General features: G+C 62.3%; 16 protein-coding genes. 8 read left to right on the top strand and 8 right to left on the bottom strand.

Going from position 1 to position 19,606, the window contains the following annotated elements; all coding sequences use genetic code 11:
- Positions 1–5: 5 nt before the first annotated feature.
- The 3 genes from GTP69_RS25970 to GTP69_RS25960 all read right to left on the bottom strand — a co-directional run bounded on the left by GTP69_RS25970 (position 6) and on the right by GTP69_RS25960 (position 3,027).
- Positions 6–1,304: a hypothetical protein gene (locus GTP69_RS25970; protein ID WP_202424573.1), complete on the bottom strand. Its 1,299-nt coding sequence runs from the start codon at positions 1,302–1,304 to the stop codon at positions 6–8.
- Positions 1,301–2,257, bottom strand: coding sequence for a hypothetical protein (locus tag GTP69_RS25965; protein WP_161057593.1), 957 nt, complete (start codon positions 2,255–2,257; stop codon positions 1,301–1,303). Before GTP69_RS25965 ends, GTP69_RS25970 begins: the two co-directional genes overlap by 4 nt.
- Positions 2,258–2,388: 131 nt before the next feature.
- Positions 2,389–3,027: an NAD(P)H-dependent oxidoreductase gene (locus GTP69_RS25960; RefSeq protein ID WP_161057592.1), complete on the bottom strand. Its 639-nt coding sequence runs from the start codon at positions 3,025–3,027 to the stop codon at positions 2,389–2,391.
- A 94-nt stretch (positions 3,028–3,121) separates the two neighbouring features.
- On the opposite strand from GTP69_RS25960, the gene GTP69_RS25955 reads away from it, so the two are divergent.
- Positions 3,122–3,502 (top strand): MerR family transcriptional regulator, encoded by a 381-nt coding sequence (locus tag GTP69_RS25955; RefSeq protein ID WP_161047823.1) that lies wholly within the window; start codon positions 3,122–3,124, stop codon positions 3,500–3,502.
- Here the strand turns inward: GTP69_RS25955 and fmt are convergent, their stop codons facing one another.
- Positions 3,503–4,453, bottom strand: a complete 951-nt coding sequence (gene fmt, locus GTP69_RS25950; protein ID WP_161057591.1) for a methionyl-tRNA formyltransferase — start codon at positions 4,451–4,453, stop codon at positions 3,503–3,505.
- A gap of 3 nt (positions 4,454–4,456) precedes the next feature.
- A complete protein-coding gene (gene def, locus GTP69_RS25945; protein ID WP_161057590.1) occupies positions 4,457–4,999 on the bottom strand; it encodes a peptide deformylase in 543 nt (180 codons plus the stop codon).
- A 173-nt stretch (positions 5,000–5,172) separates the two neighbouring features.
- On the opposite strand from def, the gene GTP69_RS25940 reads away from it, so the two are divergent.
- From GTP69_RS25940 to GTP69_RS25910, 7 genes are all read left to right on the top strand, one after another.
- Complete coding sequence (locus GTP69_RS25940) at positions 5,173–6,276, top strand: LysM peptidoglycan-binding domain-containing protein (RefSeq protein ID WP_161057589.1); 1,104 nt, start codon at positions 5,173–5,175, stop codon at positions 6,274–6,276.
- A gap of 8 nt (positions 6,277–6,284) precedes the next feature.
- Positions 6,285–7,403, top strand: a complete 1,119-nt coding sequence (dprA, locus tag GTP69_RS25935) for a DNA-processing protein DprA (RefSeq protein WP_161057588.1) — start codon at positions 6,285–6,287, stop codon at positions 7,401–7,403.
- Positions 7,404–7,446: 43 nt separating this feature from the next.
- Positions 7,447–7,911, top strand: coding sequence for a Smg family protein (locus GTP69_RS25930; protein WP_161057587.1), 465 nt, complete (start codon positions 7,447–7,449; stop codon positions 7,909–7,911).
- 187 nt (positions 7,912–8,098) lie between these two features.
- Positions 8,099–10,753 carry a DNA topoisomerase III gene (locus GTP69_RS25925; RefSeq protein WP_161057586.1) on the top strand — a complete coding sequence of 885 codons (2,655 nt, stop codon included), beginning with the start codon at positions 8,099–8,101 and terminating at the stop codon, positions 10,751–10,753.
- Positions 10,754–10,920: 167 nt separating this feature from the next.
- Positions 10,921–11,403, top strand: a complete 483-nt coding sequence (locus GTP69_RS25920; RefSeq protein WP_161057585.1) for a hypothetical protein — start codon at positions 10,921–10,923, stop codon at positions 11,401–11,403.
- Between the two features lie 90 nt (positions 11,404–11,493).
- Positions 11,494–11,982, top strand: coding sequence for a hypothetical protein (locus tag GTP69_RS25915; RefSeq protein WP_161057584.1), 489 nt, complete (start codon positions 11,494–11,496; stop codon positions 11,980–11,982).
- Between the two features lie 137 nt (positions 11,983–12,119).
- Positions 12,120–13,658, top strand: a complete 1,539-nt coding sequence (locus GTP69_RS25910) for a methyl-accepting chemotaxis protein (RefSeq protein ID WP_161057583.1) — start codon at positions 12,120–12,122, stop codon at positions 13,656–13,658.
- A 94-nt stretch (positions 13,659–13,752) separates the two neighbouring features.
- Here the strand turns inward: GTP69_RS25910 and GTP69_RS25905 are convergent, their stop codons facing one another.
- From GTP69_RS25905 to GTP69_RS25895, 3 genes are all read right to left on the bottom strand, one after another.
- On the bottom strand, positions 13,753–17,337 hold the full coding sequence (locus GTP69_RS25905; RefSeq protein ID WP_161057582.1) for an ABC transporter permease/M1 family aminopeptidase: 3,585 nt from the start codon (positions 17,335–17,337) through the stop codon (positions 13,753–13,755).
- A 10-nt stretch (positions 17,338–17,347) separates the two neighbouring features.
- Positions 17,348–18,241 (bottom strand): ABC transporter ATP-binding protein, encoded by an 894-nt coding sequence (locus GTP69_RS25900; RefSeq protein WP_110847429.1) that lies wholly within the window; start codon positions 18,239–18,241, stop codon positions 17,348–17,350.
- A gap of 168 nt (positions 18,242–18,409) precedes the next feature.
- On the bottom strand, positions 18,410–19,606 hold the full coding sequence (locus tag GTP69_RS25895; RefSeq protein WP_161057581.1) for an ABC transporter permease: 1,197 nt from the start codon (positions 19,604–19,606) through the stop codon (positions 18,410–18,412).

Raw genomic sequence — 19,606 nt, 5'->3', positions numbered from 1 at the left:
GCCTGTCAACGATGGCGGCCGAAGGCAGGGGAGCGCCATGCACTGTTGTGCCGACCCCAGCGCGTTTCAAGGTCGGGACGGCTGCTGAGGCTGCGGTGCAGTTGGTCGTTTTCGCGCTGGCCGTACAGCATGGTGACGTTGATGCGGTGATGTTCAAAGCCCGGTTTGAAATGCACTTCGTGGGTGCCGTGGAACAGGTCGGAATTGAACAGCACGCAGCGATTGCGGCGATATGGGATGTAGGTCGCCTGCGCCTTGTTTTCGCGCAGGAAGGCTTTGATGATGTCGGTGCGGCCGTTGTAGGTGTGGAAGTCCCAGGCCAGCGGCGCGTCGACGTCGTACACCTTCATGCCGCCGGTATCGGGCGACAGGTTGTACTCTTCCGGCGTGAGCCAGAAGTTGACGTTGACGGCGGCGAAGTCGGCATGCAGGTTGACGTCGGCCGGCAGGTCGTCGGCGTTCTTGAAGCCCCAGATCTGGCGCAGTGGATAGCGCGGCGTGATCACGCGCGGCAGGGCCGCTTGCAACTCTTCGGCGACCTGTAGCAGTAGCGGGCAATTGAAGCCATCCTGGAAGAATGCGCCGAAGCGGCCGAAGGCGTAGCGGATGCCGGTCCAGACTGTTGCTTGCATGGCGAAGCGGTGCAGGTCTTGCAGTGCTTGCGGCGTTAAGAAATCATCGATTACTACCAGGCCTTCGCCATGTTCAACAAAGCGCGCTTCGATGTCGCGCGGATTCCAACTGGGCGATAGCGCGCGTGCCACGCGGCCCACTTCCGGCAGGTGTACGATGCGGTTGTAGGTGTTGCCGATCACTGTGCGTTCGGCGTCGCTCATTTCCTTGCGCGCTTCCGTTTGGCCGGTGGCGACCATGCAGTCTGCAAGGTGGCGGTAGATGTCGATGGTGGCGTCGAATGTGGCGTCCAGCAGGCCCAGTTGGCGCAGGTAGGCGAACTGGCCTGCGTCGTGTCGCAGTTTGCTGAGGGTGAGGATGTCGCGCGGGACGCGTGGCAGGGCTTGACCGGTGGGGAGGCGCTCGGGATGCCAGGGGCTGCGCCAGCGGTAGGCCAGCAGTTTGCCCAGTTGGCCCATCAAGTTGAAGTCGCCTTGCTGCATGGCGCGTTCCAGTGCAGATTGGGCCCAGCGGTAGGCTGGGTCGCCGGTGGCGAGTTCCTGCTGCCAGAGCGCGAGCGCGGCTTTGGTGTCGCCGGAGTTTAGCAGTGTGAGTAGCCGCTGGCGTCGGTCCACTGGCGCGGCCTTGTCGGCCTGAGCGGCGGCGGCGGGGAGCAGGTCGGCGAGGCTCATGGCCGTTCGCCGGGGCCTTGCTCGGACAGGAAGTCGTCCAGTGCGCCGGAGCGGATCAGGTGGCGGGCATAGCTGGTCAGCGCCTCCAGGGTGATGATGACGTGGCTGGTGCCCAGGAAGCGTTCGGTGTTCAAGGTGGTGGCAGTGGTGATCGGCGAACGTGTCATGCCTGTGTGCGTGAACGGCGTGGTGCTTGGATGAGTCTTGTCGGTGGTGTCGGTGATGTAGGTTTTCCACGTGATGGCGGTGAGCGTGGCGTCCGGATTGGTGCCGGTCGAGTCGGTGGCGGTGATGCCAGTGTTTCCTGTGTTATCAGTGCTGTCGGTGGCATCGGTCGCGTCTGTGGCGTCGGTCCCGGTGCCGGTGGCATCAGTGCCTGTGGTATCTGTGCCGGTACTGTCCGTGCCCGTGGTATCCGTACCTGTGCTGTCGGTGCCGGTGGTGTCGGTCGCATCGGTGCTATCCGTGGCGTCTGTACTATCGGTGCCGGTGCTGTCGGTGGCATCGTCCGTTCCTTCTTCGCCGAAGTGGTGCCAGCGGCCGAAGATCACTTGCAGCCAGTTGTCGTCGAGTTTAATGCGCGCGGTGTCGTGCAGCGCAAAATGCGCCAGCGCGGACACCACATGATGCGCGCGCTGCTCGACCACGGCGGCGGAAAAATCCCGCACAAAACGCTGTTGCGTGATGGGTTCCTTGCCGTCGCTGCGCATGGCGTAATCGCGCAGCCAGGAGATCAGGTAGTTGTTGGCCAGGCAGCAGTAAATCAGGTAGTTCATCGCGGCGGCTTTGTCGGGCGCGATGCGCTTGCCGCTGATGTATTCCGATGCGATCTGGGCCGGGTCGGTGATGAATTGTTCGCGCAGCAGAAAATCCGATGCCAGCGCGCGGAACAAGGCATCAAGGCGCCGTTGCAGCGCTAGTTGTTTCCGCGAGCCACCTTTGTAATTGTCCATGATGCCTCCTCGATTCCAGTGGTTGAGGATCGAGTCTAGGCAGGAAAATAAAGGGGGTCTATTTAAATGGCGTGAAGATTTGATGAGCGCCAAACAACGGCGGAATATTCTTCCGCCGTGTCGGCCATCGCTTAGTTCAGTTCGGTGACGAACTTGTCGTGCGGACGGCGCACTTTTTTCAGGTTGACCAGCCAGTCGCTATCGGCCTTGCGGTAGCCCACCGGCAGGATCACCACGCTGCGCAGGTGACGTTCTTTCAGGCCCAGGATCTGGTCGACGGCGGCCGGATCGAAACCTTCCATCGGCGTGCTGTCGACGCCTTGTTCGGCGGCAGCCACCAGCGCTACGCCCAGGCCGATGTACGCCTGGCGCGCGGCGGCGTCAAAGTTGGCCTGTTCGGTGCGCGCGGCAATGATGGCGTGCAGCTGCTTGCGATAGGCTTCCCAGCCTTCGTTGACGAAACCGCGCACTTCGTTGGTGTAGTCGAAGGCGGCGTCGATGCGCTCAGGGGTGATGTTGTCCCAGGCCGCGAACACCAGCAGGTGCGAGGCGTCGGTCACTTGCGCCTGTCCCCATGCCACTTCGCGGATCTTGGCGCGCAGGTCCGGGTTTTTCACTACGAACACTTCAAACGGTTGCAGGCCGCTGGAGGTCGGCGCCAGGCGGATCGCTTCCAGGATGTGGTTCAGTTTTGCGTCGTCCAGCTTCTGGGCGGCGTCGAAGCTCTTGGTGGCGTAGCGCCAGTTGAGGTGTTTGATTACGTCGGTCATATCGATACTCCTAGATGTTATATGGCCTGCCTAAGCAGGCTGAGGCGGACCACCTTATAATAAGTTTCAAGTCAACTTGAGGGTCAAGCGAAAAATGAAAATCGGTGAACTTTCCCGAATGTCAGGCATGGCTGCCTCGGCGATACGGTTTTATGAAGAGCAGGGATTGCTGGCGCCGATCTCGCGCACGGCGTCCGGCTACCGCCAGTATGCCAGCAACGCACCAGACCGGCTGAAGCTGATCCAGGGCGCGAAGAAGCTGGGTTTTTCGCTGGATGTGATCCGCGACATGCTGGATGAAAACGGCAAATGCTCGATCGAAAAGACCATGCAGCAATCGGCCATTCTGTTGCGGGAGATTGAGGAACAGCAGGCGGCGCTGGAACGGCGGCGGCAATCGCTGCTGATCCTGCGCGCCAATCTGGACAACTACCAGGGCGACAATCCGTGCCCTGGCAATCAGACGGTGAACTGACTAGCTGAAGCGCAGGCCTTCCAGCGGGAATCCCTTGATGAACTCGGCGGCAGGCAGGCGCTTGCCGCCCGGTTTTTGCAGCGAGGTCAGGCGCAGCGCACCCTGGCCGCAAGCGACCACGATGCCATGCTGGGCATCGGCCGACAGCAGCGTGCCGGCGGCGCCGCTGCCTTCCACCACTTCCGCGCCCCACAGCTTGACCACCACGCCGTTGACCGTGCCATGCGCACCCGGGAAGGGATTGAAGGCGCGGATCTTGCGGCCGATCTCCACGGCGGATTGCGAGAAGTCCAGCGCCGCTTCTTCCTTGCTGATCTTGCTGGCGTAGTTGACGCCTTGTTCCGGCTGCACCACCGCTTCCAGCTGCTGGTGCTGGTATTTGTGGAGCGCCTCGACAATCATCTTGCCGCCCAGCGCCGCCAGCTTGTCGTGCAGGCTGCCGGTGGTGTCGCTGTCTTCGATGGCCACTTTTTCAATCAGTAGCATCGGGCCGGTATCCAGGCCTTCTTCCATTTCCATGATGGTGATGCCGGTTTCCGTGTCGCCCGCTTCGATGGCGCGATGGATAGGCGCGGCGCCGCGCCAGCGCGGCAGCAGCGAACCGTGGATGTTGAGGCAAGGCTTGATGTCCAGCGTGCTGCGCGGCAGGATCAGGCCGTAGGCGGCCACCACCATCACGTCATACGGCGTCGACAGCAGGCGCTGGTGCGCGGCCAGGGCTTCCTCGGCGCGCTGCGGGTCCTTGCTGTCCATGCGCAGCGACAGCGGCTGCAACACTTCGATGCCGTGCGTGACTGCGTATTGCTTGACGGCCGATGGCTGCAATTGCATGCCGCGGCCGGCAGGGCGGTCCGGCTGGGTCAGCACCAGCGGGATTTCAAAGCCGGCCTCGTGCAGCGCTTGCAGGGCCGTGGCGGCAAATTCGGGCGTACCGGCGAAGATGACTTTCATGGCTTAGTAGCGACGGCCCTGGGCGCGCAGCTGGGCTTCACGCTGCATGCCGCGTTCTTCCTTCTGCAGCTTGGCCTTGATGCGGTTGCGCTTCAGCGGCGACAGGTATTCGACGAAGACCTTGCCCAGCAGGTGGTCCATCTCGTGCTGGATGCAGACGGCCAGCAGGCCATCGGCGTCGACTTCAAACGGCTGGCCCTTGACGTCGAAGGCGCGCACCTTGACCTTGGTTGGACGCTCCACGCCGTCGTACACGCCCGGCACCGACAGGCAGCCTTCTTCGTAGACTTCCTTGTCGTCGCTGGCCCACAGAATTTCCGGGTTGATGAAGGCGGTCAGCGCGTTCTTTTCTTCGCTGATGTCGATCACCACCACTTGCTCGTGGACGTCGACCTGCGACGAGGCCAGGCCGATGCCCGGCGCGTCGTACATGGTTTCGGCCATGTCGGCGACCAGCTTGGCCAGACGTTCGTCAAAAACGGTAACCGGCACTGCAACTTTGTGCAGGCGTGGATCGGGGTAACGCAGAATATTTAAAATAGCCATGATAACGAAGTGAAAACTATGTGATTTCCCTGCTAATGCAGCAAGCGCGCGACGGATGATGGGAGCGCGGTTTCGCTTGCTAGTTCAGGGTTTTATGGGCAGAATTTGATTCAATTTAGCAAGCTTTACTGCTTTGCTGCCGTGCACCTGTGGCGCACTTACTGGATCTATTAATGAAAAATTTTAGCACAGTCGGTAGCCGCCTTGTGGTTGCGGTGCTGGTTTTTGCCGCCGCCACCGCTTCGGCAGCGCCGTTGGTCTGCGAATTCCGCGCCGACGCCCCGGACCAGCACGTAGTGGTCAAGGGTGACACCCTGTGGGATATTTCCGGTACTTTCCTGCAAAAGCCCTGGTGCTGGCCCACGGTCTGGGACATGAACCGCGAGGATATCGCCAATCCGCACTGGATTTATCCGGGCCAGATCATCTGGTTCGACCGCGCCGCCGGCCGCTTGCGGCTGGGGCAGCCGATTGCCGCCAACAGCGGCGTCAACGACCCGGCCGCCGAACGCCTGCGCCCGCGCGTGCGTACCGACGGCCTGGGCGTGGACGCCGTGCCGTCGATTCCGCCGGGCGTGATCGAACCGTTCCTGACCCAGCCGCTGATTATCGAAGATGACGAATTGAAAGGCGCACCGCGCATCGTCGCCACGCAGGAGGGCCATGTGTTCCTTGGCAAGGACGACAAGGCTTATGTGCGCGGCGAACTGGGCGGCAACAGCGCGTTCCAGGTATTCCGCCCGGGCGCGCCGCTGAAAGATCCGGTCACCAGGCAAATCATCGCCTACGAGGCCTTTTATCTAGGCACGGTCAAGTTGCAGACCGAGGCCAAGCCGGGCGCCGGCAGCGATGTGCACACTTTCACGGTCACCACCGCCACCCAGGAAATCGGCAAGGGCGACCAGTTGCGCGCGGTGCCGCCGATGCCGGTGCGTAATTACGTGCCGCATCCGCCGGCCCAGCCGGTCGAGTCGCGCGTGGTGTCGGTGTACGGTGGCGTCACCCACGCCGGCCAGAACCAGATTGTCAGCATTAATCGCGGAAAGCTTGACGGACTCGATGTCGGCGCCGTGCTGCAGCTGTACCATGCGGGAGCAACTGTCAGCGATTCCACGGCCAAGAAGGGCTGGTTCGGGCGCGAGCAGCAGGTCAAGCTGCCGGATGAGGAAGTGGGCAGCTTGTTTATCTTCCGCACGTTCAAGCATATTTCCTACGGCTTGATCATGCAGGTGACGGCGCCGGTGCAGATCGGCGACATCGCCAAGTCGCCGGAGTAAGCTGCGCCGTGCAAGCCACGGATTCCCCCGCCGAAACGACGCCGCCAGCGCTGGCCGACTGGCTGCGTCTGCAACAGACCGACAGCGTCGGCCTGCTGACCGCGCATAGCCTGCTGGAATACTTCGACACGCCCGCCGCCATTTTTGCCGCCAGCCGGGCCAGGCTGCTGGAGATCGTCAAGCCGCACCAGGCCGACGCCTTGCTGGCATCGCCGCCGGCTGATCTCGACGCCCAGCTGGACGCCATGCTGTCGTGGCAGGCGCTGCCGGGCAACTATCTGCTGCCGTTCGACCATCCCGCCTATCCTGAATATCTGCGCAACATCGTCGGCGCGCCGCTGCTGCTGTTCGTCAAGGGCCGCGTTGAGCTATTGCCGCAGCGTTCGGTGGCGGTGGTGGGCTCGCGCAACGCCAGCCGCCAGGGACTGCTGAACGCCGAACACATGGCGCAGGCGCTGTCCGAGGCCGGCCTGACCATCGTCTCCGGCCTGGCGCTGGGCATCGATGCGGCGGCCCATGTCGGCGGCTTGAACGGCCCCGGCAGCACCATCGCCGTGCTCGGCACCGGCGCCGACCGCATCTATCCGGCCCGCAACAGTGCGCTGGCGCGGCGCATCGCCGAGGAGGGCTGCCTCGTCAGCGAATATGCGCTCGGCACGCCGCCGTCGCGCGACAGCTTCCCGCGCCGCAACCGCATCATCAGCGGGCTGGCGCGCGGCGTGCTGGTGGTGGAGGCGGCTGCCAGGTCGGGCTCGCTGATCACGGCCGGGCTGGCGGTCGGGCAGGGCCGCGATGTGTACGCGGTGCCCGGTTCGATCCATGCGACACTGTCCAAAGGCTGCCACCAACTGATCCGCGAGGGCGCCAAGCTGGTCGAAACCGCCGCCGATGTGTTGCAGGCGATGCAGATGCTGGCCGACGGCGAGGCCGGCGCCCGGCCCGCGCTGGACGACAGTTTCGTCGACCGGGTGTTGCTGGCGATGGGTGACGGTCCGGTCCAGGCCGAGGTGCTGGCGCTGCATCTGGGCCAGCCGGCCGGCGAATTGCAGGGGCAGTTGCTGGCGCTGGAGTTGGCCGGGTTGCTGGAACGCTTGCCGGGCGGCATGTTTCAAAGGCTGCGTGGCTGAACAGCACTTGTCTCCGATTCGTGTTAACTGATAGAGTAGAGCCATGTTCGACGTCCTTGTATATCTCTACGAAACCTATTACCGGCCCGATGCGTGCCCGGAGCCGGCTGCATTGGCCAAGAAGCTGTCGGCCGTCGGTTTCGATGATGTCGAGATTTCCGAGGCGCTGGTGTGGCTGACCGACCTCAACGCCATGGCCGGCGTCGAGCAGGCGCTCACGGCGGCCTCCACCGGCACCCGTTTCTACGTCGAAGAAGAGCAGGACGCACTGGGCGGCGCCGCCATCGGTTTCATCCAGTTCCTCGAATCGGCCAAGGTATTGTCGCCGCTGCAACGCGAAATCGTCATCGAGCGCGCTTTGGCGCTGGAAGAGATGCCGGTCTCGCTGGGCAAGCTCAAGGTCATCGTGCTGATGTTGCTCTGGAGCCAGGGCAAGGAACCGGACGCGCTGATGTTCGACGACCTGTTCGGCTCCGACGAAGACCAGGCGCCGCGCCTGCTGCATTAAATTCCCCTCGAAAATTACTTTCGTGCAACAATTGGCCGTGTCGACGCGGCATGCTTGCGGTGCGCACGGCAATCCGCTTATTATTTGCGCTTTGATAAGACTGTGACGCAAACGTGCAGATTGCTGCGCGATCCATGTATGATGCGCATCTGTCCTCCCCTCAAGTGTTACAAACGAGATACTAAATATGAGCAAAACCCTCATCATCGCCGAGAAACCGTCTGTCGCGAATGACATCGCGAAGACGCTGGGCGGCTTCACCAAGCACGATGAGTACTTTGAATCCGACGAGTACGTGTTGTCCTCCGCCGTCGGTCACCTGCTGGAAATTGCCGTCCCGGAAGAACACGACGTCAAGCGCGGCAAGTGGAGCTTCGCCCATCTGCCGATGATTCCGCCGTATTTCGCGCTGAACCCGATCGCCAAGACGGAGGCGCGCCTCAAGGTGCTGAACAAGCTGATCAAGCGTAAAGACGTCACCACCCTGATTAACGCATGTGACGCGGGCCGCGAAGGTGAACTGATCTTCCGCCTGATTGCCCAGAACGCCAAGGCCAAGCAGCCGGTCAAGCGGCTGTGGCTGCAATCGATGACGCCAGGCGCGATCCGCGACGGTTTCACCCATCTGCGCAGCGACGAAGACATGCTGCCGCTGGCCGACGCCGCCCGCTGCCGTTCGGAAGCGGACTGGCTGATCGGCATCAACGGCACCCGCGCCATGACTGCGTTCAACTCGAAAGAGGGCGGCTTCTACCTGACCACCGTTGGCCGCGTGCAGACGCCGACCTTGTCGATCGTGGTCGAGCGCGAAGAGAAGATCAAGAAATTCGTCTCGCGCGACTTCTGGGAAGTGCGCGCGGAATTCGTCTGCGCCGCCGGCGTCTACGAAGGCCGCTGGCTGGACACCAAGTTCAAGAAGGACGAGAACGATCCGGAGAAGCGCGCCGAGCGCCTGTGGAGCAAGGCTGCGGCCGACTCCATCGCGGTCGCCGTGCGCGGCAAGCAGGGCAATGTCACCGAAGAATCCAAGCCGACCACCTCGATGGCGCCGGGCCTGTTCGACCTGACCAGCCTGCAGCGTGAGGCCAACTCGCGCTTCGGCTTCTCGGCCAAGAACACGCTGGGCCTGGCCCAGGCGCTGTACGAAAAGCACAAGGTGCTGACTTACCCGCGTACCGATTCGCGCCACCTGCCGGAAGATTATCTGGACACCGTCAAGCAGACGCTGGACTCGGTCAAGGACAACAATAACTACCACCAGTTCGCCAAGCAGATCCTGGACAAGGGCTGGGTCAAGCCGAACAAGCGTATCTTCGACAACACCAAGATCTCGGATCACTTTGCGATCATCCCGACCACGATCGCGCCGAAGAATTTGTCCGAGCCGGAACAGAAGCTGTACGACCTGGTGACGCGCCGCTTCATGGCGGTGTTCTTCCCGGCAGCCGAGTTCCAGGTCACCACCCGCTACACCGAAGTGTCCGGCCATCAGTTCAAGACTGAAGGCAAGGTCATGACCAATCCGGGCTGGCTGGCGATCTACGGCAAGGAAGCCGACGGCGACGACAAGGAAGCCGCCAACAACAAAACGCTGGTGGCGGTGGCCAAGGGCGAGAAGGTGTTGACCGACAAGGTCGACGCCAACGGCCTGGTGACCAAGCCGCCTGCGCGCTACACCGAGGCGACGCTGCTGTCCGCCATGGAAGGCGCCGGCAAGCTGGTGGAAGACGACGAGTTGCGCGATGCGATGGCCGGCAAGGGCCTGGGCACGCCAGCCACGCGCGCCGCCACCATTGAAGGTCTGATCTCCGAGAAGTATCTGCTGCGCGAAGGCCGCGAGCTGATGCCGACCGCCAAGGCATTCCAGCTGATGACGCTGCTGCGTGGCCTGGGCGTCAACGAGCTGACCGCGCCGGAGCTGACCGGCGAGTGGGAATACAAGCTGTCGCAGATGGAGAAGGGCAAGATCTCGCGCGAAGAATTCATGCGCGAGATTGCGCAGATGACGCAAGTGATCGTCAAGCGCGCCAAGGAATACAACAACGATACGATTCCGGGCGACTACGCCACGCTGACCGCGCCGTGCCCGAACTGCGGTCACGTGGTCAAGGAAAACTATCGCCGCTTCGCCTGCACCCATTGCGAATTCTCGATGAGCAAAACGCCGGGCGGCCGTCAGTTTGAAATCGCCGAAGTGGAACAACTGCTGCGCGACCGCACCATCGGCCCGCTGCAAGGTTTCCGCTCGAAGATGGGCCGTCCGTTCGCCGCCATCCTGCGCATCGTCAAGGACGAGGACATCAAGAACTACAAGCTGGAGTTCGACTTCGGCCAGAACGACGATTCGGAAGATTCGGAACCGGTCGACTTCACCGGCCAGACGCCGCTGGGCCCGTGCCCCAAGTGCAACGGCAATGTGTACGAGATGGGCCTGGCCTATGTGTGCGAAGCCACCGTCGCCAAGCCGAAGGCGTGCGATTTCCGCAGCGGCCGCATCATTCTGCAACAGGAAATCCTGCCGGAACAGATGGCCAAGTTGCTCAACGACGGCAAGACCGATCTGCTGCCGGGCTTTATCTCGCAGCGCACCCGTCGTCCGTTCAAGGCTTTCCTGGTGAAGGGCAAGGACGGCAAGATCAGCTTCGAGTTCGAAGAGCGCAAAGCGAAAGCGCCGGCCAAAGGCAAGGCGGCTGCTACCGAAGATGGTGCGGCGGAAGAGAAAAAAGCGCCGGTGAAAAAGGCGGCGGCGGTCAAGAAGGCTGCGGCAGTCAAGAAGCCGGCGGCGAAGAAACCAGCCGCAAAAAAAGCAGCGCCTAAAAAAGCCGCTGCGACTGCGGAGTAAAACAGAACGGGACACGCAAGTGTCCCGTTTTTTTATGGCGTGAGACTGGATACAACTGGTAACTTTTCTTACTGAAGTGTGGTCGTCTTCGGCTGGGGCGGGTCCGTTGAAGGTACAAGAGCGCTGATCAACAGCGGTCTGCCAACCCACAGTAAAGGAATCACGCCATGAAAACCAACACCCTGATGATCACCGCCGGCCTGTTTTCGATGATCAGCGCAGCCGCCTTCGCGCAGACGCCTGTGGCCCAGGTCCAGCACGACAATGTGCAGATCCGCCAGGATTCCAAACAAATTCATCAGGACACCCGCGAGATCAAACACGACAACGCCGTGATCGCGGTGAAGAAGGACGAAGTGGTCGCCGGCAAGCAGCAGCTGCATGCCGAGAAGCAGGAGAGCAAGGCGCTGGCGCACGCCGAGCATCAGGACCTGAAGCAGGGCAATCTGGCCGGCGCCGCGCAGCTGGACCAGGCGCGCCGCAACGAGCAGGTGGCGATCAAGCAGCAAAAGCAGGAAATCCGCCATGACCAGAAGGTGATCGCGCATCACGCCGTGGACAAGCACGCGACCCAGGTGGCGCGCCAGGAGGACAAAGTCGACCGCCACCTCGACACCGCCAAACGTGATCACGACGCCAACAAGATCTGATTGTCATTGTGATCAAAGCCGGACGCCGCCAGGCGCTCCGGCTTTTTAACGCTTGCGCGCGGCCGCACAAGCTACTATATTGAACCCATCATGACCCTCGCTCTCAACACCGTCACCTCCAATGCGGCTTATCAGCCGTATGTGCCGACGGTCGGCCAGAATTCGACGGCGGCTGCGGCCTTGTCCTCGCAAGCGGTCAGCTTGTCGGCGCAGTCGGCAGTGGTGGCGTCGCTGGGCGGCTCGACTGGCGCGACGGTGTATTCAGCCAGCGGTTTGCTGAGCAGTCTGAAACAAGCGGGCACGCAGGAAGAAGCGGTCAGCGTGCCGGTCGACGGCAGCAAGGTAGACACCTCCGACAGCGCCCAGTTCGCGCAAGATCAGGGCATCGTGTCGACGCTGGCCACCAGCTCCACCGGCGCCGGTGTCTACACCGGCAGCGGCACGGCCAGCGACGGTCTGTCCGATCAAGCCTCCGCCAACTGGGCGGACCTGCTCAAAACCAATCCCAATCTGGCCGGCACCGTCATCTCCAGTTCGTTCGACATGGGCATTGTCAGTACGCTACACGTCACAGCCTAGTCACACCTGGGCATTAAAATAATTGCCGTGCTAAACTATTGATTCTTTAGGGCAATCTATTTTCTGCTGCCTGAATCGCGGTTTCAATAGTAGCAATCTTCTTTGTTTTTCAACATTGCCATTGCGGCACGGTACTCATGAATAATTTAAAAATTGGCACGCGCCTGGCGGCGGGCTTTGGCTTGGTATTGGCGATGATGATCCTGATGACGGTGATCGGCATTCGCCATATGCATTCGGTGGCCACCGCCACGCGCGACATGATGCAGCAGCCGCTGGCGAAGGAGCGCATGATCAGCGACTGGTATCGTTTGATCCACACCAGCGTGCGCCGCACCTCGGCCATCTCGAAGAGCACGGACCCGTCGCTGGGCCCGTTCTTTGCCGACGACACCAAGCAGTCGGTTGCCGAAATTAACAAGTTGCAGAAAAGCGTAGAAGGGCTGCTGGAGGGTGACGAGGAAAAGGCGCTGTACGACAAGCTCAAGGACTATCGCAAGGTGTACGGCGAATCGCGCGACAAGATCGTCGCGCTGAAGAAAGACGGCAAGCTGGAGGAAGCGGCCGAAGAACTGGACCAGCGCTTCACGCCGGCCGGCAAAGCCTACCTGGGGTCGCTGGGTGGCTTGCTGGAGCATCAGCGCAAGAGCATGGACGGCGAGGCCGAGCGGATCGAGGCGTTGTATGAAACCAACCGCACCTTCATGGCCATCTTCGGGCTGGTGGTGCTGGCGCTGGGTGTCTTCTGCGCCTGGCGTTTGACGCGCGGCATCACCGTGCCGCTGGGCCAGGCGGTTGAGATCGCCGAAGCAGTGGCGCACCGCGACCTGACCTCGCATATTGAAGTCAACAGCAGCGACGAAACCGGCCGCCTGCTGCAATCGTTGCAGAAGATGAATGATGGCTTGATCAGCATCGTTACCGAAGTGCGCAACGGCACCGAGAGCATCTCGACCGCCTCCAACCAGATCGCCGCCGGCAACCTGGACTTGTCGGGCCGTACCGAAGAGCAGGCCTCCAGCCTGGAAGAGACGGCTTCGTCGATGGAAGAACTGACTGCGACCGTCAAGCAAAATGCCGACAACGCGCGCCAGGCCAACCAGCTGGCCGTGAAAGCGTCGGAAGTGGCGCAGCGCGGCGGCGGCGTGGTGGCGCAGGTGGTCAGCACCATGGATGCGATCAACGGTTCCTCGCGCAAGATTGCCGACATCATCAGCGTGATCGACGGCATCGCCTTCCAGACTAATATTTTGGCTTTGAACGCGGCGGTGGAAGCGGCGCGCGCGGGCGAGCAGGGCCGCGGCTTCGCGGTGGTGGCGTCGGAAGTGCGCAACCTGGCGCAGCGCAGTGCGGCGGCGGCGAAGGAAATCAAGACGCTGATCGACGATTCGCTGGACAAGGTGGATGCCGGCAGCATGCTGGTGTCGCAGGCCGGCAGCACCATGACCGATGTGGTGGACAGCATCCAACGCGTGACCGACATCATGGGCGAGATCACCTCGGCCACGCTGGAGCAGAGCAGCGGCATTGAGCAGGTCAATCAGGCGATCGGCCAGATGGACCAGGTCACGCAGCAAAACGCCGCGCTGGTGGAAGAGGCAGCGGCAGCAGCAGCCTCGCTGCACGACCAGGCCGACGCGCTGACCGCCGTGGTCGCCGTCTTCAAGCTGCGTTGAAATCCGGGGTCAGGTCCGGCATTCGGACACGAGCACAACCGTAGTCTTCGCTACGGTTGTGCTCGTGTCCGAATGCCGGACCTGACCCCGGAGTCTATTGCGCTTGCAGCTCGACGTTGATCATGTTGTCGTCGGGCTTGCGGTCGATTAGTTTGTTGTCGGGGTCGATGCCGGCTTTGGCCGGCCGGCCGCTGACGATTACCGTGTAGCGGTTCTCTTTCTGGTCGATCAGCTTGCGCTCGCGCAGCAGGCTGTTGCCATCCTTGTCGTCGACGCCGATGTCGATCCAGTCTTTCAACGCCACGTCTTTTTCCTCGCCCTGTTCGCCGGCCCGCACCTTGGCCGCGTTGACGGTGAAGCTGACTTCGTATTTGCCATCGCTGAGCTTGCGCGCGGTGGCGGACACGGCGTGGTTTTCATACAGCACGATATGATTGAACAGGTCGTCGATCAGGTAAGCCTGGTCGGGCGGCGTGATCTGCCGCAGCGCAGCCACCAGCACGTCGACGCCCGGATACGGCCCCGTCTTGTGGCCGTATTGCGCCAGCATCTCCTTCAGCGCGGCGTTGACCTTGGCTTCGCCCAGGATGTCCTGCAACTGGTACATCGCCAGGCTGCCTTTGCGGTACTGGATGTAGTTCTGGTTTTCATTCTCCGCCAGCGGCAGTTCTTTCTTGCGCTCCAGCGCGCGGCCGAGCAGGTACTGCTCCAGGTCGTAGTGCAGGAAGCGCCGCATCTTGCTGGCGCCGAAGTTTTTCTTCATCACCATCAGCGCCGAGTATTCGGCCAGCGTTTCGCTCAGCACGGTGCTGCCGCGGGTGTTGCCGGCCACTAGCTGGTGGCCCCACCACTGGTGCGCCACTTCATGCGCGGTGATGTAGAACGGGTAGTCGATATCCTTCGGATTCTTGTCGTTGACCTTGGCGATGAAGCCCACCGATTCCGAATACGGGATGGTGTTCGGATACGATTGCGCAAACTGCGCGTAGCGCGGGAATTCGACGATGCGCACCAGTTTGTGCTGGTATGGTCCGAAGTTCCTGGTGTAGTAGTCGAGCGATTCCTTGATGCCCTTGTCCATGCGCTCCAGGTTGTACTCGTGGCCCGGATGGTAGTACAGCTCGATGCCGACGTCCTGCCACCAGTCGCGCTTGACCAGGTAGCGCGCCGACTGGAACGCGTACATATTCAGGATCGGCTGTTCCATTTTGTAGTGGAAGTAGCGGCGGCCCTTGCTGCCCCAATCCTTGACCAGCGTGCCCGGCGCAATCGCAGTCTGGTCGGCGCTGGTGCTGACGGTGGCGTCGAAGTTGATCCAGTCGGCGTCGTTGCCGGCGAAGTTGTTGGCCAGTCCGGCCGCATCGTCGCGCGGCAGCATGCGTTCGCGCGCCGCCAGCTGGTGTTTCTTGCGGTCGCGCGCGTCGTTCAGTTCCCAGTCCTGCTGGTAGCCGATGTGCGGCATGATGCCGTTGTTGAAGAAGGTGCCGTTGGCGATCACCGGGGTGTCCTGGCCGAGGCCGAGGATGCCGCGCGGTTCGTAGCTCAGCTCGAATTCCATCGCCAGCAGCGCGCCCGGCGCCAGCGGCTTGCTTAGCTTGTAGGTGTAGAAGCCCAGCGCGCGGTCCTGCAGGCCGTTGCGCACCGGCTGGTCGAAACGCACCCGGTACAGCGTGGTGGCGTTGTCCTGCGAGACGATGATGTCGCTGACCGGCTGCGTGCCTTTGTTCTGCAACACGTAGCGGCCCTTGACGTTGAGCGTGCGCTGCGCCGGCCAGATGTCGACGTTCAGCTTGACGTCGTTGATGCGCGGCTGCGGGATCACGGCGTATTGCTTGTACTGGCGTTCGTAGTCGGCCTTGTCGGTTTCCTTGCGGAAGGCCGATTTGTAATGGTTGGCGATGTTCTGGTTGTAGAACAGCACGCCGCCGGCGCCGCCGAAGATCAGCACGCCGATGGTGATGCTGGCCAGCACCGGCATGCTCAGCGCATGGCGCGCCAGTTGCAGGCGCTGGCGCCAGCCGTCGTTGGTGCCGCGCGCCCAGAACAGCAGCGAGGCCACCACCAGCAGCAGCGCGGCGCCGGCCCAGTAGGCTTCGTACCAGCGCTCGCGCAGCAGGAAGTGGCCGTAGCCGTTCATGGCCGAGTAGGTCAGGCTCGGCATATTGCCGTAGATGAGCAGCGGATTGTCCAGCCCGACCGTGCCGGCCGTGACGCTGATGATGTAGTAGACGATCATCGCGAAGTAGGCGATGTAGCGCTGGTTGATGATCACTTGCAGCGCGATCGCCAGCACCGCCGTCAGCGCGTAGCCGGGCAGCAGGATCAGGAACAAATGGCGCAGGTACAGCCCCGGCTCCAGCAGGAAGTAGCCCTGGCAGATCTGCACCGCCATGCCGCTCAGCATGACGATGAACAGCAGCAGCGCCTGCAGGCCGATCAGCGCGAACAGCTTGGACAGCAGCGGCAGCCAGCTCGGCACCGGCAGCGCGTCCAGCATCTGCGCCATGTGGGCTTCGCGTTCGCGCCAGATCAGTTCGCCCGCGTAGAAGGTGGTGATCACCATCATGAACAGCGCAAAGGTTTCGCTGACCACTTCCAGAACCTGGTAGGTGACCGGGTAGGTGTTGGTACCGTACATCGAGCCGAGGTCCAGCGACGACGCCAGCATCATCAGCACGCCGGCCAGCACGATCACCAGGAAGTAGATGTTCTTGGTGGTTTCGCGCAGGTTGAGCCAGCTGCTCTTGAGCAGCAGCCAGCCCAGGCTGCGGGCCTGGAAGTCCGGCGCCTCCTGCGTGTTGGCCGAGGTCTGCGACAGCTGTTGCGGGATTTCGCCTTCGCCGGTACTGCTGCTGCGGCTGTGGCCGCTATCGCTGGTGGCGACGAAGTGGAAGCGCCAGTAGCCCATCAGCAGGCCCAGCAGCGCGGCCGAGGCCCAGATCACGCGGTTCAGCAGATAGACACCTTCCGGCCACACCATGCGCGCGTTGCGCTCGATGATGGGCCAGTATTCGGTCAGGCGAATCACGGCGGTGGTACCGAACGGGTCGATCAGGGCGGCGAAGGTTTTGTAGTCGAGGTCGCGCGCCAGGCCGGGCGCCACCATGTAGCCGACCAGCATCACCACGCTGGCGATGTAGACCGGCAGCATGCGCCGCGTCAGCGCGGCGATGATGAAGAACACCGCGCCGAAGATGAAGATATTGGGCAGGATGACGATCAGGTAGGGGATCAGATACGCCAGCGCCGGCGGATGGGCCAGCCGCTCGGGATCGATGCCGGGAATGAAACTGCCCAGCCAGGCGCCCAGCAGTATGCTGGTGAAGATCACCGCCAGCGTCAGGTAGGCGCCGAGGAAGCGGCCGAAGATGTACTGGTGCTTGCGGATCGGCGCGCTGAAGAAGAAGTGCTGCATGCCGTATTCGAAATCCTGCTGCACCGAACGGCCCATCATGGCGGCGATCACCACCACGCCGAGCGAGCCGAGGAAGCTGGTGGTGAACATCAGCGAGCGCGGCGAGTCGATCAGCTGGCTGCCGAAGGTGATCGAGGCGCCTTTGAAGAAGCCGCCGGCAGCCATCATCCATAACGTGGACAAGGCCAGGAAGCCGAGGAAGTAGACCCAGGTCGATGGCAGCTTGAGGCGCTGGCGCGCTTCGAAGAGGGCGATGGCAAGCATGGGGCAGTCCTTAATCGCAGCTGTTCGCGGCGCGGTGGCGGCCGGCGATGGTGGCGAAATAGACATCTTCCAGGTCGCCGATGGCTTCCTCGAAGCCGTCGCCCGGATCGTCGTCGCTGTAGACGTGGATCAGCGTGCGGCCCGACAGCAGGCGCGACGAAATCACCGGATGGCGCAGCTGGAACGATTGCAGGTCGCTCTTGTTGATGAAGCGGGCCCAGATCTTGTCGCTGACTTCGTGGATCAGTTCCTGGGTCGGGCCGCACAGCAGCAGATGGCCCTTGTTGATGATGGCCATGTTGGCGCACAGGTCGGCCACGTCGGACACGATGTGGGTCGACAGGATCACGGTCTTGTCTTCGCCGATATCGGACAGCAGGTTGTGGAAGCGCACCCGTTCCTGCGGGTCGAGGCCGGCGGTCGGCTCGTCGACGATGATCAGTTTCGGGTCGCCCAGCAGCGCCTGGGCGATGCCGAAGCGCTGCCGCATGCCGCCCGAGAAGCCGCCGAGGCGCTGGTGGCGCACTTCAAAAAGATTGGTTTGTTGCAACAGTCCGTCGACCACCTCGCGCCGGCGGTGGCGGTTGCTCAGGCCTTTCAGCACGGCGAAGTGGTCCAGCATTTCGTAGGCGGTGACTTTCGGGTAGACGCCGAAGTCCTGCGGCAGGTAGCCCAGCTGGCGGCGCAGTTCGTCTTTCTCGTCCAGCACGTCGAGGTCGCCGAAGAACACCGAGCCGGAATCGCATTCCTGCAAGGTGGCCAGGGTGCGCATCAGCGTCGACTTGCCGGCGCCATTCGGGCCGAGCAAGCCGAACATCCCGGTCGGGATGGTGAGCGAGATCTTGTCCAGCGCCACCACGCCATTGGCGTAGGTCTTGGACAAATTGCTGATGCTTAATTCCATACTAACTCCTGATTCTGCGCGAACAACCACTTTTCACATGATGGCATTGTATTGAATTTGATCCACACAGGGGGGCGCCATTGCGATGGGCCGCATTATGCTGCGCCAGAGTGCAAAATTGGCGGCACAGACCGCAGGCTGAGTTCGGTGGTTGAATAGACAACTTAGTCAATTCCTGAACAAAACCTGCTCCCGGTTGAACCACCAGCGGCACAGGGCCAGCAGCAGGCCGGCGGTCAGTGCGGTGGACAGCAGGATCACCGAGAACATGCGGTAGTCCATGGTGCCCTTGACCAGTTCCTTCATCGCCAGCGCCACATTGGTCAGCGGCACCATGGCCCAGCGCCAGTTCAGTTCGACACCGGGCAGCAGCGCCACCAGGGTTGGCAGGATGGTAACGATGATCAGCGGCGAGATCATGCCGGCCGCTTCCTTGTAGCTTTTGGCATAGATCGAGATCGACAGCAGGATGGCGGCGAAGATGGCGGCGGTCGGCACCAGCATCAGCGCCACCATCGCCAGGTCGAGCGGGCCGATGGCGTGCAGCATCTGCACCAGGTCGCTGCCGACCAGGCCGCCGAAGAAGTGGATCAGCACGGCCACGCTGACGATCATCAGCAGCGCCGAGGTCAGGCCGACGGTGAACAGCATCAAAAACTTGGCCAGCACGATGGCGCTGCGCGAGACCGGCGCCAGCAGCAGGGTTTCCAGCGTGCCGCGTTCCTTCTCGCCGGCGCCGGTGTCGATCGCCGGGTACATCGCCGCCATCAGGCACACCATCAGCAGGATGTAGGGCAGCATGCCGCCGATCACCGCGCCCATCTGTTCGCGCTTGCCGGCGGTGGAGTGGTCTTCCAGCTGGATCGGATCGAGCGCGTACGCCAGTTGTTCCTTGCTGAGCTGGAAGCGCGCCATCGCCTGCTCGCGCAACGCGCCGTTCTCGGCGCCCAGCACTGCCAGCACGCGCTTGCGGGTGAGATCGACCGTGGCGGCGCTGTTGTAATGCAGCTCGATCTTGCCTTGCTGCTGGGCCGTCAGCCGGTCGCCCAGGCCGGCCGGGATCACCAGCGCAAACTTGATGCGCTCGGCGCCGATGGCGGGCTTGATCTGGTCCTGGCTGGCCAGCACGATTTCATGGAAGCCTTTTTCGCGGGCGAAGCGTTCCGCCAGCTGCGGCGCGTGTTCTTTGCCGAACACGGCATACGTCATCTCGGCCGTGCTGGCCTGCTTGAACAGCGTCGACGACAGGTAGCCGAAACCGGAAAAAATCAGCGGCATGCCGAACACCGGAATGAACACGGTGAAGATGAAGGTGCGGCGGTCGCGCACCAGTTCCAGCAATTCCTTGAGGTAGATGGTCCACAT

The sequence above is a fragment of the Duganella levis genome, from assembly GCF_009857605.1.
GTDB lineage: Bacteria > Pseudomonadota > Gammaproteobacteria > Burkholderiales > Burkholderiaceae_D > Rugamonas > Rugamonas levis.
Note: the sequence above shows the minus strand (reverse complement) of the source record. Positions and strands in the feature narration are given on the sequence as shown.

Coding starts and splice junctions, on each gene's coding strand:
- GTP69_RS25970 (WP_202424573.1), bottom strand. CDS start 1,304: ATGAGCCTCGCCGACCTGCTCCCCGCCGCCGCCGCTCAGGCCGACAAG.
- GTP69_RS25965 (WP_161057593.1), bottom strand. CDS start 2,257: ATGGACAATTACAAAGGTGGCTCGCGGAAACAACTAGCGCTGCAACGG.
- GTP69_RS25960 (WP_161057592.1), bottom strand. CDS start 3,027: ATGACCGACGTAATCAAACACCTCAACTGGCGCTACGCCACCAAGAGC.
- GTP69_RS25955 (WP_161047823.1), top strand. CDS start 3,122: ATGAAAATCGGTGAACTTTCCCGAATGTCAGGCATGGCTGCCTCGGCG.
- fmt (WP_161057591.1), bottom strand. CDS start 4,453: ATGAAAGTCATCTTCGCCGGTACGCCCGAATTTGCCGCCACGGCCCTG.
- def (WP_161057590.1), bottom strand. CDS start 4,999: ATGGCTATTTTAAATATTCTGCGTTACCCCGATCCACGCCTGCACAAA.
- GTP69_RS25940 (WP_161057589.1), top strand. CDS start 5,173: ATGAAAAATTTTAGCACAGTCGGTAGCCGCCTTGTGGTTGCGGTGCTG.
- GTP69_RS25930 (WP_161057587.1), top strand. CDS start 7,447: ATGTTCGACGTCCTTGTATATCTCTACGAAACCTATTACCGGCCCGAT.
- GTP69_RS25925 (WP_161057586.1), top strand. CDS start 8,099: ATGAGCAAAACCCTCATCATCGCCGAGAAACCGTCTGTCGCGAATGAC.
- GTP69_RS25920 (WP_161057585.1), top strand. CDS start 10,921: ATGAAAACCAACACCCTGATGATCACCGCCGGCCTGTTTTCGATGATC.
- GTP69_RS25915 (WP_161057584.1), top strand. CDS start 11,494: ATGACCCTCGCTCTCAACACCGTCACCTCCAATGCGGCTTATCAGCCG.
- GTP69_RS25910 (WP_161057583.1), top strand. CDS start 12,120: ATGAATAATTTAAAAATTGGCACGCGCCTGGCGGCGGGCTTTGGCTTG.
- GTP69_RS25905 (WP_161057582.1), bottom strand. CDS start 17,337: ATGCTTGCCATCGCCCTCTTCGAAGCGCGCCAGCGCCTCAAGCTGCCA.
- GTP69_RS25900 (WP_110847429.1), bottom strand. CDS start 18,241: ATGGAATTAAGCATCAGCAATTTGTCCAAGACCTACGCCAATGGCGTG.
- GTP69_RS25895 (WP_161057581.1), bottom strand. CDS start 19,606: ATGTGGACCATCTACCTCAAGGAATTGCTGGAACTGGTGCGCGACCGC.